Source organism: Streptomyces rectiverticillatus (genome assembly GCF_013394065.1).
In the GTDB taxonomy this organism is placed as follows: domain Bacteria; phylum Actinomycetota; class Actinomycetes; order Streptomycetales; family Streptomycetaceae; genus Streptomyces; species Streptomyces rectiverticillatus.
The window spans coordinates 4,327,781-4,341,882 of record NZ_CP040752.1 but is presented as its reverse complement, the minus strand read 5'-3'; the positions used below and the strand labels follow the sequence as shown (position 1 = coordinate 4,341,882).

General features: G+C 71.6%; 13 protein-coding genes and 1 tRNA gene. 7 read left to right on the top strand and 7 right to left on the bottom strand.

The annotated features are described in order from the left end of the window. Positions 1 to 38 precede the first annotated feature (38 nt). Positions 39 to 111, bottom strand: a tRNA-Thr gene (locus tag FGW37_RS18985). 182 nt (positions 112 to 293) lie between these two features. On the opposite strand from FGW37_RS18985, the gene FGW37_RS18980 reads away from it, so the two are divergent. The 3 genes from FGW37_RS18980 to FGW37_RS18970 all read left to right on the top strand — a co-directional run bounded on the left by FGW37_RS18980 (position 294) and on the right by FGW37_RS18970 (position 2,883). After that, the gene (locus tag FGW37_RS18980) at positions 294 to 1,427 is read left to right on the top strand and encodes an ABC transporter ATP-binding protein (RefSeq protein WP_179082136.1); all 1,134 of its coding nucleotides are present in this window, start codon (positions 294 to 296) and stop codon (positions 1,425 to 1,427) included. A 247-nt stretch (positions 1,428 to 1,674) separates the two neighbouring features. Beyond that, a complete protein-coding gene (locus FGW37_RS18975; RefSeq protein ID WP_179082135.1) occupies positions 1,675 to 2,082 on the top strand; it encodes a hypothetical protein in 408 nt (135 codons plus the stop codon). A gap of 69 nt (positions 2,083 to 2,151) precedes the next feature. Next, positions 2,152 to 2,883, top strand: coding sequence for a nucleotidyltransferase family protein (locus FGW37_RS18970; protein ID WP_179082134.1), 732 nt, complete (start codon positions 2,152 to 2,154; stop codon positions 2,881 to 2,883). Between the two features lie 86 nt (positions 2,884 to 2,969). On the opposite strand, the gene FGW37_RS18965 is transcribed toward FGW37_RS18970, so the two are convergent. From FGW37_RS18965 to cysS, 3 genes are all read right to left on the bottom strand, one after another. After that, positions 2,970 to 4,604, bottom strand: a complete 1,635-nt coding sequence (locus tag FGW37_RS18965) for a DoxX family protein (RefSeq protein ID WP_179082133.1) — start codon at positions 4,602 to 4,604, stop codon at positions 2,970 to 2,972. Positions 4,605 to 4,744: 140 nt separating this feature from the next. After that, positions 4,745 to 5,698, bottom strand: a complete 954-nt coding sequence (gene rlmB, locus FGW37_RS18960) for a 23S rRNA (guanosine(2251)-2'-O)-methyltransferase RlmB (protein WP_179082132.1) — start codon at positions 5,696 to 5,698, stop codon at positions 4,745 to 4,747. Between the two features lie 125 nt (positions 5,699 to 5,823). Further along, a complete protein-coding gene (gene cysS / locus FGW37_RS18955; protein ID WP_179082131.1) occupies positions 5,824 to 7,221 on the bottom strand; it encodes a cysteine--tRNA ligase in 1,398 nt (465 codons plus the stop codon). A 178-nt stretch (positions 7,222 to 7,399) separates the two neighbouring features. On the opposite strand from cysS, the gene FGW37_RS18950 reads away from it, so the two are divergent. The 3 genes from FGW37_RS18950 (at position 7,400) to FGW37_RS18940 (ending at position 10,618) form a co-directional block, all read left to right on the top strand. Next, complete coding sequence (locus tag FGW37_RS18950) at positions 7,400 to 8,530, top strand: acyltransferase family protein (protein ID WP_179082130.1); 1,131 nt, start codon at positions 7,400 to 7,402, stop codon at positions 8,528 to 8,530. Positions 8,531 to 8,714: 184 nt separating this feature from the next. Further along, positions 8,715 to 10,028: an acyltransferase family protein gene (locus tag FGW37_RS18945; protein ID WP_246430444.1), complete on the top strand. Its 1,314-nt coding sequence runs from the start codon at positions 8,715 to 8,717 to the stop codon at positions 10,026 to 10,028. A 182-nt stretch (positions 10,029 to 10,210) separates the two neighbouring features. Continuing rightward, a complete protein-coding gene (locus tag FGW37_RS18940) occupies positions 10,211 to 10,618 on the top strand; it encodes a PPOX class F420-dependent oxidoreductase (RefSeq protein ID WP_179082129.1) in 408 nt (135 codons plus the stop codon). A 25-nt stretch (positions 10,619 to 10,643) separates the two neighbouring features. On the opposite strand, the gene ispF is transcribed toward FGW37_RS18940, so the two are convergent. The 3 genes from ispF to FGW37_RS18925 form a co-directional block, all read right to left on the bottom strand. After that, on the bottom strand, positions 10,644 to 11,144 hold the full coding sequence (ispF, locus tag FGW37_RS18935) for a 2-C-methyl-D-erythritol 2,4-cyclodiphosphate synthase (RefSeq protein WP_179082128.1): 501 nt from the start codon (positions 11,142 to 11,144) through the stop codon (positions 10,644 to 10,646). Next, on the bottom strand, positions 11,134 to 11,907 hold the full coding sequence (gene ispD, locus FGW37_RS18930; protein ID WP_179082127.1) for a 2-C-methyl-D-erythritol 4-phosphate cytidylyltransferase: 774 nt from the start codon (positions 11,905 to 11,907) through the stop codon (positions 11,134 to 11,136). Before ispD ends, ispF begins: the two co-directional genes overlap by 11 nt. Positions 11,908 to 12,206: 299 nt before the next feature. Next, entirely contained in the window at positions 12,207 to 12,689 is a 483-nt protein-coding gene (locus FGW37_RS18925) for a CarD family transcriptional regulator (protein WP_003953493.1), read from the bottom strand. Between the two features lie 544 nt (positions 12,690 to 13,233). On the opposite strand from FGW37_RS18925, the gene FGW37_RS18920 reads away from it, so the two are divergent. After that, positions 13,234 to 13,953, top strand: a complete 720-nt coding sequence (locus FGW37_RS18920; RefSeq protein WP_179082126.1) for a copper chaperone PCu(A)C — start codon at positions 13,234 to 13,236, stop codon at positions 13,951 to 13,953. Positions 13,954 to 14,102 lie beyond the last annotated feature (149 nt).

Genomic DNA, 14,102 nt, shown 5'->3' with positions numbered 1-14,102 from the left:
CCGCAGGTCCCGGAGGGGACCTGCGGTTTTCGTTGCCGAGCCGACTGTCGGGTTCGAACCGACGACCTTCGCTTTACAAGAGCGGTGCTCTACCAGCTGAGCTAAGTCGGCCTGTGCGTTGCAGTCTAACCAAACTCCACCCGTGCCCAGGCCACGAATTCTCACAGCCGTCGGCTGCTGACAACCGACCGCCTCCCGGGTACCGTCACCTGCAACCCGGTCCAAATGGACTGGACCACTCCCTCTACTCGGATCGTCCGGCACGTTCCTGCCGGTGAAGGGACTGCATCACCATGGCCACGGTCACGTACGACAAGGCGACCCGGATCTACCCGGGGGCCGACAAGCCCGCCGTCGATCAGCTCGACATCTCCATCGAGGACGGTGAGTTCCTCGTCCTGGTCGGCCCGTCCGGGTGCGGGAAGTCGACCTCGCTGCGGATGCTCGCGGGGCTCGAGGACGTCAACGGAGGGGCGATCCGGATCGGTGACCGTGACGTCACCCATCTGCCGCCGAAGGACCGGGACATCGCCATGGTGTTCCAGAACTACGCGCTCTACCCCCACATGACCGTCGCCGACAACATGGGCTTCGCGCTGAAGATCGCGGGCGTGCCCAAGTCGGAGATCCGCCAGAAGGTGGAGGACGCGGCGAGGATCCTGGACCTCACCGAGTACCTGGGGCGCAAGCCCAAGGCGCTCTCCGGCGGTCAGCGGCAGCGCGTGGCGATGGGGCGGGCGATCGTGCGCGAGCCCCAGGTGTTCCTCATGGACGAGCCGCTGTCGAACCTGGACGCGAAGCTGCGCGTGCAGACGCGTACGCAGATCGCCGGGCTGCAGCGCCGCCTCGGCATCACCACGGTCTACGTCACCCACGACCAGGTCGAGGCCATGACCATGGGCGACCGCGTCGCGGTGCTCAAGGACGGCCTGCTGCAGCAGATCGACTCGCCGCGGAACATGTACGACCGGCCGGCCAACCTGTTCGTCGCGGGCTTCATCGGCTCGCCGGCGATGAACCTGGTCGAGGTGCCGGTCACCGACGGCGGCGTGAAGTTCGGCAACAGCGTCGTCCCGGTCTCGCGCGAGGCCCTCGCGGGCACCGGTGAGGGTGACCGGACCGTCACCGTGGGTGTCCGTCCGGAACACTTCGACGTGGTCGAACAGAACGGCGAGACGGCGAAGTCGCTCGGCAAGGAGTCGAAGGACGCCCCGGCCGGCCTGGCGGTCACCGTCAACGTGGTGGAGGAGCTCGGCGCCGACGGATACGTGTACGGCACGGCCGAGGTCGGCGGCCAGCAGAAGGACCTCGTCGTGCGCGTCAACGGCCGCCGCGTGCCCGAGAAGGGTTCGATCCTGCACGTCGTCCCGCGCCCGGGTGAGCTGCACGTCTTCTCGACCTCCTCGGGCGAGCGGCTGAGCGACTGAGCCACTCAGCCACCGATCACGCAGCGCGGCCGCGGTCCGCGCCGCACGAACCCCGCCCCCGCGCCGTACGAACGGCCCGGGGGCGGGTGTTTTTCGCCCCGAAGTCACATGAGTTGCCGTTTTCCCTGCCAGATCGCTCTTTTCGAGCGCCGTGCGTCAACCCGGCGACCATCCGCACCACCTGACGTATCCCTCGACCGGGTGACTAGATGTCGCGGCACCATTACCCCTCGCTACCATCTGCGGCATGAACCAGGCCGCCCGCCACATCGGCAGAACCCTTGCCTTCGTACTCCCCGTCGTTCTCGTCCTCTCGGGGACGCTCGCGGTGACCCGTGTCCCGTGGGCCGCGCCTGCCGATTCGCAGGTGCTCACCGCGTCCTCCGACAACGCCTCCACCCAAGCCCGGATCCGCGCCCCGCACGAGGTGCTGCACGACAAGCTCCTGACCGAGTTGCAGGAGAAGAACCCGGGGGTCGCCCTCAGCCACCTCCAGGAGGCCGTCAACGGCCGCCCCTCGCTCGCCCGGCACTGCGTCGAGATCGCGCGGAGCCTCGGGCGCGCGGCGGTCGCGAAGTACGGCCCCCGGCAGGCTCAGCGCTTCGCCCGCCCGGTCTGCGACACGTCGTACGCCTCCGGCGTCCAGAGCCGCTGACCGCCGCAAGGGGGCACGGCGCCGCCACCGCCGGTCCGTCCGCGGACGGCACCGCATATCGTGCGGTGCATGACCGGCACGAACGCGTATCCGTACCCCACCCAAGCCGTGATCCTGGCCGGCGGCCAGGGGTCGCGGCTGCGCCCGTACACCGACGACCGACCCAAGCCGATGGTCGAGATTCCCGGCACCGGGACCCCGATCATCGGCCATCAACTGGCCTGGCTGGCCGCCGAGGGCGTCACCGACGCCGTGGTCTCGTGCGGCCATCTGGCGGAGGTCCTGCAGGAGTGGCTCGTGTCGGCCGACCTGCCGCTGCGGGTGACGACCGTCGTCGAGAAGGAGCCGCTCGGCCGGGGCGGCGGCCTGAAGTTCGCGGCGGCCTCCCTGCCGCACCCCGACCGGCCCTGGTACGCCACCAACGGCGACATCTGGACCCGCTTCTCGCTGCGCGAGATGGCCGCCTTCCACCACGAGCGTGACGCGGCGGCCACCCTGGCCCTGGCCCGGCCCCGGATCCCCTGGGGGGCCGTCGAGACCGACGAGTTCGGGCACGTGCTGGACTTCATCGAGTCCCCGCCCTCCCCGTACCTGATCAACGCGGGCGTCTACGTCTTCTCCGCCGCCTTTACGGAACTGCTGCCGGAGCACGGCGACCACGAGCGCACCACGTTCCCCCGCCTCGCGCGCGAGCGGCGGCTCGCGGGCTACCCGCTGCCGCACGGCGCGTACTGGCGGGCCATCGACACGGCCAAGGACCTGACGGAGGCCGCGAGGGAGCTCGCACGGGGCGGCGCGTAGCGCGCCTGCCCGGCCGGGCAAGCGGCGGCCTCCGCACCCTTCCGGGTGCGGAGGCCGTTTAACTGCGGAGGCCGTTGACGGAGCGCTCAGCCGAGGAGGCCGCCGAGCGCTCCTCCCGTGCGGGTGCCGCCCGTCGAACCGCCGGAGGAGCTGCCTCCGGTGCTGTTCGTGGTGCTGCTCGTGCCGCTGGAGGCCGAGGAGCCGCCGGAGGGGCTGCGGGGCGCCGCGGGCGCGGCCGGCTGCCGCGGGGTCTGCGGGGCCGGGCGGACGCCCTGGCTGGCGCCGGGGTGTCCGGTGCCACCCGCTGCCGCACCCGTGGGGGTGCGGGCGGCGCCGGGCGCGGCCGGGGCCGTGGCGGAGGGGGTCGCCGCGTGGGTGCCGGGGGCGGTGGGCTTGGGGGTGCCGACGGCGGAGGGGCTCCGGGGACCGCGGGGGGTGGAGGTGCCGGGGGTCTGGGGGTACGGCGAGCCGGGGAGGTTGTTGACGGGCGGGTCGCTGGGGCCGGGGACCCTGACGGTCTGGGAGGAGCGGACAGCGCCACCGAGGGTGGAGCCGACCAGCAGGGTGAGGCCGATGAGGACGGTGGCCATGATCGTGCCGCGGCGCAGGACGCGCTGCCGCAGCTCCCACAGCTCGGCGCGGGGGCCGAGGCGGCGCCAGGCCTCGCCCGCGAGGCGCCCGTCGACGGAGTAGAAGGGCGCCCCGGCGATCACGAGGGGGCTCCAGGCGGCGAGGTAGATGATGTCGGGCGCGTCGTAGACGGGGGCGCTGCGCCAGCTGACGGTGACGAGGAGGACGGCGGACAGCAGGACGCCGACGCCGGCGGCGAGGCGCTGCCAGAGACCGAAGATGGTGAGGACACCGACGACGACCTGGAGGAAGGCGACGGTGAGGCCGGCGCCGACGGGGTGGGCGAGGGCGAGGTTGCGCAGGGGCTCGGCGGCGGCCCAGGGGTGCAGGGCGGTGAGCCAGGCGACCATGGAGCCGCGCTTGCCGCCGTCGAAGTAGACGGGGTCGCAGAGCTTGCCCATGCCGGCGTAGATGGAGATGAAGCCGAGGAAGATCCGCAGGGGCAGCAGGACGACGCCGAGGTTCATCCGGCGGCCCGGATAGTAGGCGTGCCGGACGGAGTCGCTTTGGCGCTTGGCGGCGCCGCTCTCGTCCTCGTCGTCGTAGTCGTCGGCGTCGGGGCCGTCGAACTGCGGGTAGCGGTACTGATCTTCGTCGTAGGCGCTGTCCGTGGGGCGGACGCCGTGCAGGAGCTGGGTCCCGGGCGCGGCGGGGCCGGCGGCGTCGACGAGCTCGCCGGGGCCGGTGCGCTCGGAGTGGCTGCGGGGGCCCACGACGGAGGGGTGCCGGTCGTCGACACGGATGCGGGGCAGCACCTGGGTGGAGCCCGCGTCGGTGACGGCGGAGTCCCGTACGGCCTGGAGCAGTTCGGTGGGCGCCGCGTCGCCGGGGGCGGCCCGCCCGCTCCACACCACGGGAGCGCGCCGTTTGGGCGCGCTCTTGACGGTGGGCAGCTGCGCCGTGTCGGCGATGCCTGCGAACTGGCGGGCGACGCGCGGGGGCCGGGCGAGCTGCACGCGGAAACTCACGTGGTTGACGGCGATCTGCGCCGGGTCGGACGGAACCTTCACCGTACTCAGCGCGGGCTGGTCGTCGTACCCGGAAGAGCTTCCCCCCGTGGGTGTGCGGGGTGTTCTGGTGTCCACACTCATCTAACCGAGTGACTTCTGATTAGGACACTGCCTTGACCGAGTCGAACTGTCCGGGTCGCGTCAACGGAGCCCGTCAATCCTGCCTTTAAGCGCAGGACGGGCCGGTGAACCGGCCCGTCCTGCGCTTAAAGGGAGTTTTTTCAGGCTCGGCGCCGCGCCGCCTCGTAGAGGACGACGCCCGCGGCGACGCCGGCGTTGAGCGACTCGGCGCCGCCCGGCATCGGGATGCGCACGCGGAAGTCGCAGGTCTCGCCGACGAGGCGGGACAGGCCCTTGCCCTCGCTGCCGACGACGATGACGACCGGGCCTTCGAGGGCTTCGAGCTCGTGCAGCTCGACGTCGCCGTCGGCGGCGAGGCCGACGACCATCAGACCTTCCTTCTGGTACGACTCCAGCATCCGCGTCATGTTGGTGGCGCGGGCGACGGGCGTACGGGCGGCGGTGCCGGCGGAGGTCTTCCAGGCGCTGGCGGTCATGCCGGCCGCGCGGCGCTCGGGGACGACCACGCCGTGGCCGCCGAAGGCGGAGACGGAGCGGACGACGGCGCCGAGGTTGCGCGGGTCGGTGATGCCGTCGAGGGCGACGATCAGCGGGTCCTCGCCGTCGTCGAAGGCGGCGGCCGTCAGGTCCTCGGGGTGGGCGTAGTCGTACGGCGGCACCGCCAGGACGAGGCCCTGGTGGTTGAGGCCGTTGGTCATCCGGTCGAGCTCCGGACGGGGGGCCTCCATGAGGTTGAGGCCCTTGTCGTTGGCGAGCTGGAGGGCCTCGCGGACGCGCTCGTCGTTGTCCAGGTACTGCTGGACGTAGAGCGTCTTGGCGGGCACGCCCTCGCGCAGCGCCTCGACGACGGAGTTACGGCCGACGACGAGCTCGTTGGGGCCCTTGGGGCCGCCGCGGCGCGGTGCGGGCCGGCGGGACGCGGCCTGCTTGGACTTGGCGTTGGCGATGCGGTTCTTGACATGCCCCTTACGGGCGGAGGCGGGCGGGGTCGGGCCCTTGCCCTCCAGTCCCCGGCGCCGCTGGCCGCCGCTGCCGACCGTAGCGCCCTTCTTGTTGGACGTGCGGCGGTTCCTGCGCTGGCTGTTGCCGGCCATGGGGTCACCTGACTTCTTCTTCTCTGCCGCCCTCCCGCTCGGCCCTGGCGGGCCGCTCGGGCTTCGGACGGCTGCGCCGGACGGGGTCCGGCGGTTGCCTACTACGTACGTACGAAAAGTGTCCCTCAGGACAGCGACCAGCGCGGTCCGGACGGGGTGTCCTCGATGGCGAGGCCCGCATGCTGGAGCTGGTCGCGGATGGCATCGGCGGCGGCCCAGTCCTTGCGGGCGCGGGCGGCCTGGCGCTGGTCGAGGACGAGGCGGACGAGGGAGTCGACGACGCCGTGCAGGTCGTCGCCGCGGCCGGCGGAGGCGCCGGCCCACTGCTCGTCCAGCGGGTCGAGGCCGAGGACGCCGAGCATGGCGCGGACCTCGGCCAGGCGGGCGACGGCGGATTCCTTGTCGTCGGCGGTCAGGGCGGAGTTTCCCTGGCGGACGGTGGTGTGCACGATCGCGAGGGCCTGCGGGACGCCCAGGTCGTCGTCCATGGCCTCGGCGAAGGCGGGCGGGACCTCGGCGGCGGGCTCGACGGTCTTGCCGGCCATCTCGCAGACGCGCTGCATGAAGCCCTCGATCCGCGCGAACGCGGCCTCGGCCTCGCGCAGGGCCTCCTCGCTGTACTCGATCATCGAGCGGTAGTGCGGGGTGCCGAGGTAGTAGCGCAGGACGATGGGGCGCCAGTGCTTGACCATCTCGGCGACGAGGACGGAGTTGCCGAGGGACTTCGACATCTTCTCGCCGCTCATGGTGACCCAGGCGTTGTGCACCCAGTACGAGGCGAAGGCGTCGCCGAAGGCCTTGGCCTGGGCGATCTCGTTCTCGTGGTGGGGGAAGATCAGGTCGAGGCCGCCGCCGTGGATGTCGAAGGCCTCGCCGAGGTACTTGTGGGCCATGGCCGAGCACTCCAGGTGCCAGCCGGGGCGGCCGCGGCCCCAGGGGGTCTCCCAGGAGGGCTCGCCGGGCTTGGCGGCCTTCCACATGGCGAAGTCGCGGGGGTCGCGCTTGCCGGTCTCGCCCTCGCCGGAGGGCTGGAGGAGATTGTCCAGCTCCTGGTTGGAGAGCTCGAGGTAGCCGGGGAAGGAGCGGACGTCGAAGTAGACGTTGCCCTCGGCCTCGTAGGCGTGGCCGCGCTCGATGAGGCCGCGCATCATCTCGACCATCTCGGTGACGTGGCCGGTGGCGCGGGGCTCGACGGTCGGCGGCAGGCAGCCGAGGGCGTCGTAGGCGCTGTTGAAGGCGCGCTCGTTCTCGTAGCCGATGGACCACCAGGGGCGGCCCTGGTCCGCCGCCTTTATGATGATCTTGTCGTCGATGTCCGTGACGTTGCGGACGAAGGTCACGTCGTAGCCGCGGTGGGCGAACCAACGACGCATGATGTCGAAGTTCAGGCCCGACCGGATGTGGCCGATGTGCGGAGCGGCCTGCACGGTCGCGCCACACAGGTAGATCGAGACGCAGCCCGGAGTGAGCGGGGAGAAGTCACGGATCTGCCGGGCGCTGGTGTCGTACAGGCGAATGGTCACGCAACCAGAGTAGTGGGCGTTCGGCAGTGCCCCCGGCAATCGGCCCCGTGAACTGGCGGATCGAAGGGTTCCATGGCGGTACGGCACGGATTATCCGTTATGAAGTTAATGCCGAAAAACTACCGATTTGCGTGATAGCTTCCCCGGCACTGCCTCACCTTCCTCACCTGGAGGGGCGTTGCACCCCACTCTGCCGGTACAGCAGGAGCACGCGGAGCCCCCCGAGACCCCCGGAAGCCCGGACGGCAGCGACGGGCGCGCCCGGCTGGCCGCGCTGGACGGGCTGCGGCTGCTCGCGGCGCTGATGGTGGTGGCGTACCACTACGTGGCGTTCGGCAGCGGCGCCTGGGGCGGCCCGCCCGCGGCGGTCTTCCCCACCGCCCACCTGCCGGCGTCCTACGGCTGGCTGGGCGTGCAGCTGTTCTTCCTGATCAGCGGCTTCGTGATCTGCATGAGCTGCTGGGGCAGGGGCGTCGGCCGGTTCGCCGCCTCGCGCGTCACCCGGCTCTTCCCCGCGTACTGGTTCTCGGTACTCGCCGTCGCACTCGTCGTCCGTTTGTGGCCGGCGATGGACGAAACCCCCCGCGCGCGGGACATCGCCGTCAACCTGACCATGCTCCACTCCCCCCTCGGGGTGGATCCCGTCGACGGCGTGTACTGGACGCTGTGGGTCGAGATGCGCTTCTACCTGCTCTTCGCGCTGGTCGTCGCCGGGAAGGGGCTGACGTACGCGCGGGCGGTGGGCTTCTGCGTGGTGTGGGGCTTCGCGGCGGCCGTCGCGGCGGCGGTGGACGAGCCCGTGCTCGACCAGGTGCTGATGCCGGAGGACTGCTGGTACTTCATCGCGGGCATCGCCTTCTACCTCATGCACCGCTACCGCCCCAACCTCGTGCTGTGGCTGATCGTCGCCGCGTGCTTCCTCGTCGCCCAGCACCACCTGGTGGCGGCCCAGGCGCGGGCCGAGGGCTATATGGGCCACCGCGTGCCCCCCTGGCCGACGGCGGCGCTGCTCGCGCTGTTCTTCCTCGCCGTGGGGGCGGTCGCGCTCGGCCGGACGCGCCGCCTCGGCCACCCCTGGCTGACCGCCGCCGGGGCGCTGACCTATCCCCTCTACCTGATCCACGAGCGCGTGGGCTGGCTGGTCATCCGGCGGACGGCCGGTGACGTGCCCCCGGCCGTCCTGCTGACCGCGCTGGTGGCGGGCATGCTGCTGACTGCGTGGCTGGTGCACCGCCTGGTGGAGCGGCCGCTGGCGGGCGCGCTGAGGCGCGGGCTGCGGCGGGCGGCGGCGGAGATCCGGGCCGGATAGCGGGCCGGGAGCGGGCCCACCACAAGATCGTCACAAGATCACCCCGGGGCCGTTCCAAGACAGGGGTTGGAATTACGTCAGAGACAGGAGATAACTGTCACGGCGGGCCGGGGGGTCCTTGTGTCAGCATGCGCGCGGACGGCCCTCGTAGGATGAGCCGACCTGAGCCGATGGAGAGGACGACATGCGTTTCGCCAGACGAGGTGACCTCGATGGCGGCCTGGCAGCCGGACAGCGGACCGCCGCTCCCAGGCTCTACGTCCTGGACGCGCTGCGGCTGCTCGCGGCCCTCATGGTCGTCTTCTTCCACTACGTGGCGCTGCGCGGCGGCTGGGGCGAGGACCCCGAGAACATCTTCCCCAACCTGTGGAAGTTCGCCCAGTACGGCTGGACCGGCGTCGAGATCTTCTTCCTCATCAGCGGCTTCGTGATCTGCATGAGCACGTGGGGCCGCTCCCTGGGCGACTTCGTGGTCTCCCGGGTGTCACGGGTCTACCCCGCCTACTGGGTCGGGATCTTCCTGACGGCGGCCGTCATCTCGCTGTGGCCGCAGGTGCGGCAGATCAACGGCGGCTTCAACAGCGTCCTCACGAACCTGACCATGCTCCAGACGGGCTTCGGAGTCTGGGACGTCGACGGCGTCTACTGGACGCTCTTCATCGAGCTGAAGTTCTACGTACTCTTCGCGATCGTGGTGGCCACGGGCGTGACGTACCGCAAGTGCGTGCTCTTCTGCGCCCTGTGGACGGTCGTCGCGATGGCCTCGGTCCAGGCGGACGTCAAGCTCCTCGACCAGTGGGCGATGCCGCTCTACCAGCCGTACTTCGTCGCGGGCATCGCCTTCTACCTCATGTACCGCTACCGCCCCACCGCGCTGCTCTGGGGCATCGTCGCCCTGTCGCTGCTCCTCGCCGAGCACCAGATCGCGCGGCGCGTCGCGGACAACACCACGCACAACATCCCCGCCTGGCCCGCCCGGGTGATCATCCTCGTCGCGTTCGTGCTGATGGCACTGATCGCGTGCGGCGCGTTCAACCGGATCCAGTGGCGCTGGCTGTCGACGGCGGGCGCCCTCACCTACCCGCTGTACCTGCTCCACCAGTACATCGGCATGACGCTGATCTACGCCCTGCGCGACCGCGTCCCCCGACACCTGCTGGTCATCGGCCTGGTCCTGGTGATGCTCGGCGCGGCGTGGCTGATGCACCGGTTCGTGGAGAAGCCGCTGGGCACCTGGCTGCGCAAGGTGATGCGCTCCAGCATGGAGGAGGTGCGGCAGCACTCGCCCCGCCCGAAGGGGGCGGTGCACGCCGCCAAGGGTGCCGGTGCGCCCGCCAAGGCGGCCGTGCCGTCGGCCGTCCCCGAGCAGCACGCCGGGCGCGAGGAGGTCCGCGAGGGCGCGGGCTCGGGGGCGCAGCGGCTGCGGGCATACGAGACGGGTCCGTACGAGCAGACGGCGGCCGACCGCGTGGGCGCGGGCCGGCCGGACGGGGTCTGACGCAGGCGGGTCCCGTCGTCCCGGGCGGGCCGCCCGGGGCGCTGGGCCACTGCCGCCCGGGCGCTGGGCCACTACGGGCGCGTTTCCGGCTTGTCCCGGCTTGTACGCGCCCGTTTCCCGCGCGTGCGGCATACGGTGAGCGCGACCGCGCACGCGCACGCCCCCCAGGGAAGGAACACGCCGTGGCCGCCATGCTCTCCGACGACCTGAAGAAGCTCCTCGACGACTCCCCCGTCTTCGCGACGGTCGCGACGATCCAGCCCGACGGCAGCCCTCAGGTCACGGTCACGTGGCTCACGCACGACGGCGACGACCTGCTGATCTCCACGACCGTCGGGCGGCGCAAGGAGAAGAACCTGCGCCGCGACCCGCGCATCACGGTGATGATCAACCCGCCGAACGCGCCGTACACCTACGCCGAGGTCCGCGGCACGGCCAGCCTCACCACCGAGGGCGGCCAGGATCTGATCAACGAGCTCTCGCGGAAGTACACCGGCAAGGACTACGCGGACTTCAATCCGGCGGCGAAGGACGACGCGGAGAGGGTCGTCGTACGGGTCACGCCGCGGAAGGTCGTGGGGTCGATCTGACCCCCACGGCACGGTCCGCCCGGGCTCAGTACGCGTCGGCGCGGACCACCAGGGCCGTCGCCACCGCCGTGAGCCCCTCCCCGCGGCCCGGGAAGCCCAGGCCGTCCGTCGTGGCGCCGGAGACCGTCACCGGCGCGCCGACGGCCTCCGAGAGGACCTTCTGGGCCTCTTCGCGGCGCTTGCCGATCCGGGGGCGGACGCCGACGACCTGGACGGCGACGTTGCCGATGAGGAAGCCGGCCTCGCGGACGATGCGGGCGGCCTCGGTCAGCAGCGTGACCCCGGAGGCGCCGGCCCACTCGGGGCGGCCGGTGCCGAAGTGCGCGCCGAGGTCGCCGAGGCCGGCGGCGGAGAAGAGGGCGTTGCAGGCGGCGTGGGCGACGACGTCGGCGTCGGAGTGGCCTGCGAGGCCCGTCTCACCGGGCCACAGGAGGCCGCCGCACCACAGCTCGCGGCCCTCCTCGAAGGCGTGGGTGTCGGTGCCGATGCCCACCTGGGGCAGGGCGGGGATCCGGTCAGAAGCCATCGTTTGCCCTCCTGCGGGCGAGTACGGCCTCGGCGAGGACGAGGTCCAGCGGCCGGGTCACCTTGAAGGCCTCCTCGTGGCCCGGGACGAGGACGACGGGGGCGCCGAGGCGCTCGACCATGCCGGCGTCGTCCGTGGCTCCCTCGCCCTTCAGGGCGGCGAACTTCTCGTGCGCCGCGTCCAGTGTGCGCCGGTCGAAGCCCTGGGGGGTCTGCACGGCGCGCAGCAGCGCCCGCTCGGGCGTGCCGGTGACGAGCTCGGGCTCGCCCTCGGCGGCGCCGGTGCGCGGCTCGACCTGCTTGACGGTGTCGGCGACCGGCAGGGCCGGGACGACGGCGGGGGCGCCCTCGCGCACGGCGGTGATCACGGCGTCGACCGTGTCGACGGGCACCAGGGGGCGCGCGGCGTCGTGCACGAGGACGGTGGTGACGTCGGCCGGGAGGGCCGCGAGACCGAGGCGCACGGACTCCTGGCGGGTCTGACCGCCGGGGACGACGAGGACCTCGGCGCGGTCGTGGCCGGTGAGCGGGTGGTCGTCGAGGAGGGCGCGGACTTCGGCGGCGCCGTCCGGCGGGGCGACCACGACGACGAGGGAGACGGCGCGGGAGGCGGCCATCGCCCGGACGGCGTGGACGAGCATCGGTGTGCCGCCCAGGGCGCGCAGTGCCTTGGGGGCGCCCGGGCCGAGCCGGACCCCCCGGCCGGCCGCGGGGATCACCGCGGCGGTGCGCGCAGGAGTGACGGCAGGGGCTCGATCAGACATTGCGTTCACGTTCAGGTTTGCTTCCTCGGCCGGATTGGGTATGGCCTGGGGGTACCCCCTGCTCGGAGAGCGGGGGGAGTGCCGGGCAAGCCCCGACCAGCCCCTTCCGTGACAGCTGGTCGGGCCGGCTGCCCGGGCCCGGCACACCGAGTCGTGTACGGCGCGTGCGCCGGTGTCCCCCGGTCACCGGAGTCACCGGAACGAGAGATGCCGCAGCGCCCGGCGGATGACTTGCGTCACCGCGCGGGCACCGCGGCACTTCTTTACGTCCGGCACCTGTGGTGTGTCCGGTATTCGCGTCAGGACGCGAGGACCTCGTCGAGCAGGGCCTCGGCCTTGTCCTCGTTGGTGTTCTCGGCGAGGGCGAGCTCGCTCACCAGGATCTGCCGCGCCTTGGCCAGCATGCGCTTCTCACCGGCGGACAGGCCGCGCTCGCGCTCGCGGCGCCACAGGTCGCGCACGACCTCGGCGACCTTGATCACGTCACCGGACGCGAGCTTCTCGAGATTTGCCTTGTAGCGACGGGACCAGTTCGTCGGCTCTTCCGCATAGGGTGCGCGGAGCACCTCGAAGACCCGGTCCAGCCCATCCTGGCCGACCACATCGCGCACACCGACGAACTCCGCATTGTCCGCCGGCACCCGAACCGTCAGGTCACCTTGGGCGACCTTCAGCACCAAGTAGGTCTTGTCCACGCCTTTGATCTGGCGAGTTTCGATGGCCTCGATCAGCGCGGCCCCGTGATGGGGATAGACCACGGTGTCGCCAACCTTGAACGTCATGTGACAGGTACCCCTTCCGTGGCTATCCAGTCTAACACGGGAACTCCCCGTTCTGAATGGCGTTTTCGCAGGTCAGGGCATATCTCAGGGCTTGACAACAGCAACCGCGTCGTGCTGCGGGAGGGTTCCGGAAGCGGGTATTCGCAGGTGGGAGCGGTTCTCCGGGCAAGGCGAAACGGGCACGTTACACGCGTGGAGAGGCACTCGCGAGCGGTCGAACGTCCCGTTTTGCCGGGGTCCGCTCGGCTGACTTCCGCTACTCCGTTCGGGGCGGGGCCGGCCTTCACCGACCGGAATCGGGAATTGATCACCGCGAACTTGATCAATTCAGGAACGCGTTCCGCACGCCCGCGCATTCCGCACCGATAATCCACACCGGCGCCCGCCGGACATCCGCACGGCCACCCTGCGGCGATATTCGGCCGTGGGCCGGACAGGGACGAAGTCGACCATGGGGGCGGGTCGGGTGCGGGGCCGTCCGAGGGGGTCGGTAACCTAAGCGCGCTGACACACCCCTTACCTCGTCCAAGGAGATGCCGCCGCCGTGAGCAGCAGCCTTCGACGCGGCGCTCTCGCCGCTACCGCCCTCGTGCTCTCGATCGCCTCGCTCTCCGCCTGCGCGGCGGGCAACAGCGCGCAGACGCTCGAGGTGAAGCCGGACAACGCCGCCACCTCGGTCGGTGACATCAAGCTGCAGAACCTGAACGTGATCACGCAGCCCGACCTGAACGCCAAGGGCCCCGCCGTGATCACCGGCCAGGTCTTCAACAACGGCCGCAAGGACCAGACCCTCCGCGCGATCACCCTGACCGGCAAGAACGGCGCCAAGGTCAAGCTCAGCCCGGCCAAGGGCTCCGGCGACGTCGTCGTGCCGGCCGGCGGCTCGGTGCTCCTGGGCGGCAAGGGCAACGCCTCGGCCGTCCTGCCGGAGGGCCGCGAGGCCCTGAAGGACGGCGAGCAGCAGAAGCTGGCGTTCGACTTCAGCGAGACGGGCGAGGTGCGCATCGGCGCCTTCGTCGTCCCGGCGACGAGCTACTTCAAGGACTGGGGCCCCTCCGAGGCCGCGCCGACCCCGGCCACGACCCCGCTCGCGAAGCCGGGCGGCGCCAAGGCGAGCGGCGAGCCCGCCACGGGCGCCGCCGAGGGCGCCGCCACCGCCCCCTCGGGTGCGGCCTCCGGTGCCGCCGCGGGCAAGCCGAGCGGCAAGCCGAGCCCGGGCACGGGCGAGGCCTCCCAGGGCACCCAGCAGCGCGCCGGCCACTGAGTCGCCGGCCGCGACGCGGACACGACGAGGGCCCGGAAGCGTTGCGCTTCCGGGCCCTTCGCTCGTACGGGTGAGAGCCGGTACGGCACCGCCGGGTCGCACGATCGTGGTTGCCGGCCGCAGCGGCGGAAGAAAACGGCCTGCCGTGG

Excerpts from the sequence above, each read along its gene's own strand:
- FGW37_RS18925 (WP_003953493.1), bottom strand. The coding sequence starts at position 12,689 with ATGACGTTCAAGGTTGGCGACACCGTGGTCTATCCCCATCACGGGGCC.
- FGW37_RS18980 (WP_179082136.1), top strand. The coding sequence starts at position 294 with ATGGCCACGGTCACGTACGACAAGGCGACCCGGATCTACCCGGGGGCC.
- ispD (WP_179082127.1), bottom strand. The coding sequence starts at position 11,907 with ATGTCTGATCGAGCCCCTGCCGTCACTCCTGCGCGCACCGCCGCGGTG.
- rlmB (WP_179082132.1), bottom strand. The coding sequence starts at position 5,698 with ATGGCCGGCAACAGCCAGCGCAGGAACCGCCGCACGTCCAACAAGAAG.
- ispF (WP_179082128.1), bottom strand. The coding sequence starts at position 11,144 with ATGGCTTCTGACCGGATCCCCGCCCTGCCCCAGGTGGGCATCGGCACC.
- FGW37_RS18965 (WP_179082133.1), bottom strand. The coding sequence starts at position 4,604 with ATGAGTGTGGACACCAGAACACCCCGCACACCCACGGGGGGAAGCTCT.
- FGW37_RS18970 (WP_179082134.1), top strand. The coding sequence starts at position 2,152 with ATGACCGGCACGAACGCGTATCCGTACCCCACCCAAGCCGTGATCCTG.
- FGW37_RS18945 (WP_246430444.1), top strand. The coding sequence starts at position 8,715 with ATGCGTTTCGCCAGACGAGGTGACCTCGATGGCGGCCTGGCAGCCGGA.
- FGW37_RS18975 (WP_179082135.1), top strand. The coding sequence starts at position 1,675 with ATGAACCAGGCCGCCCGCCACATCGGCAGAACCCTTGCCTTCGTACTC.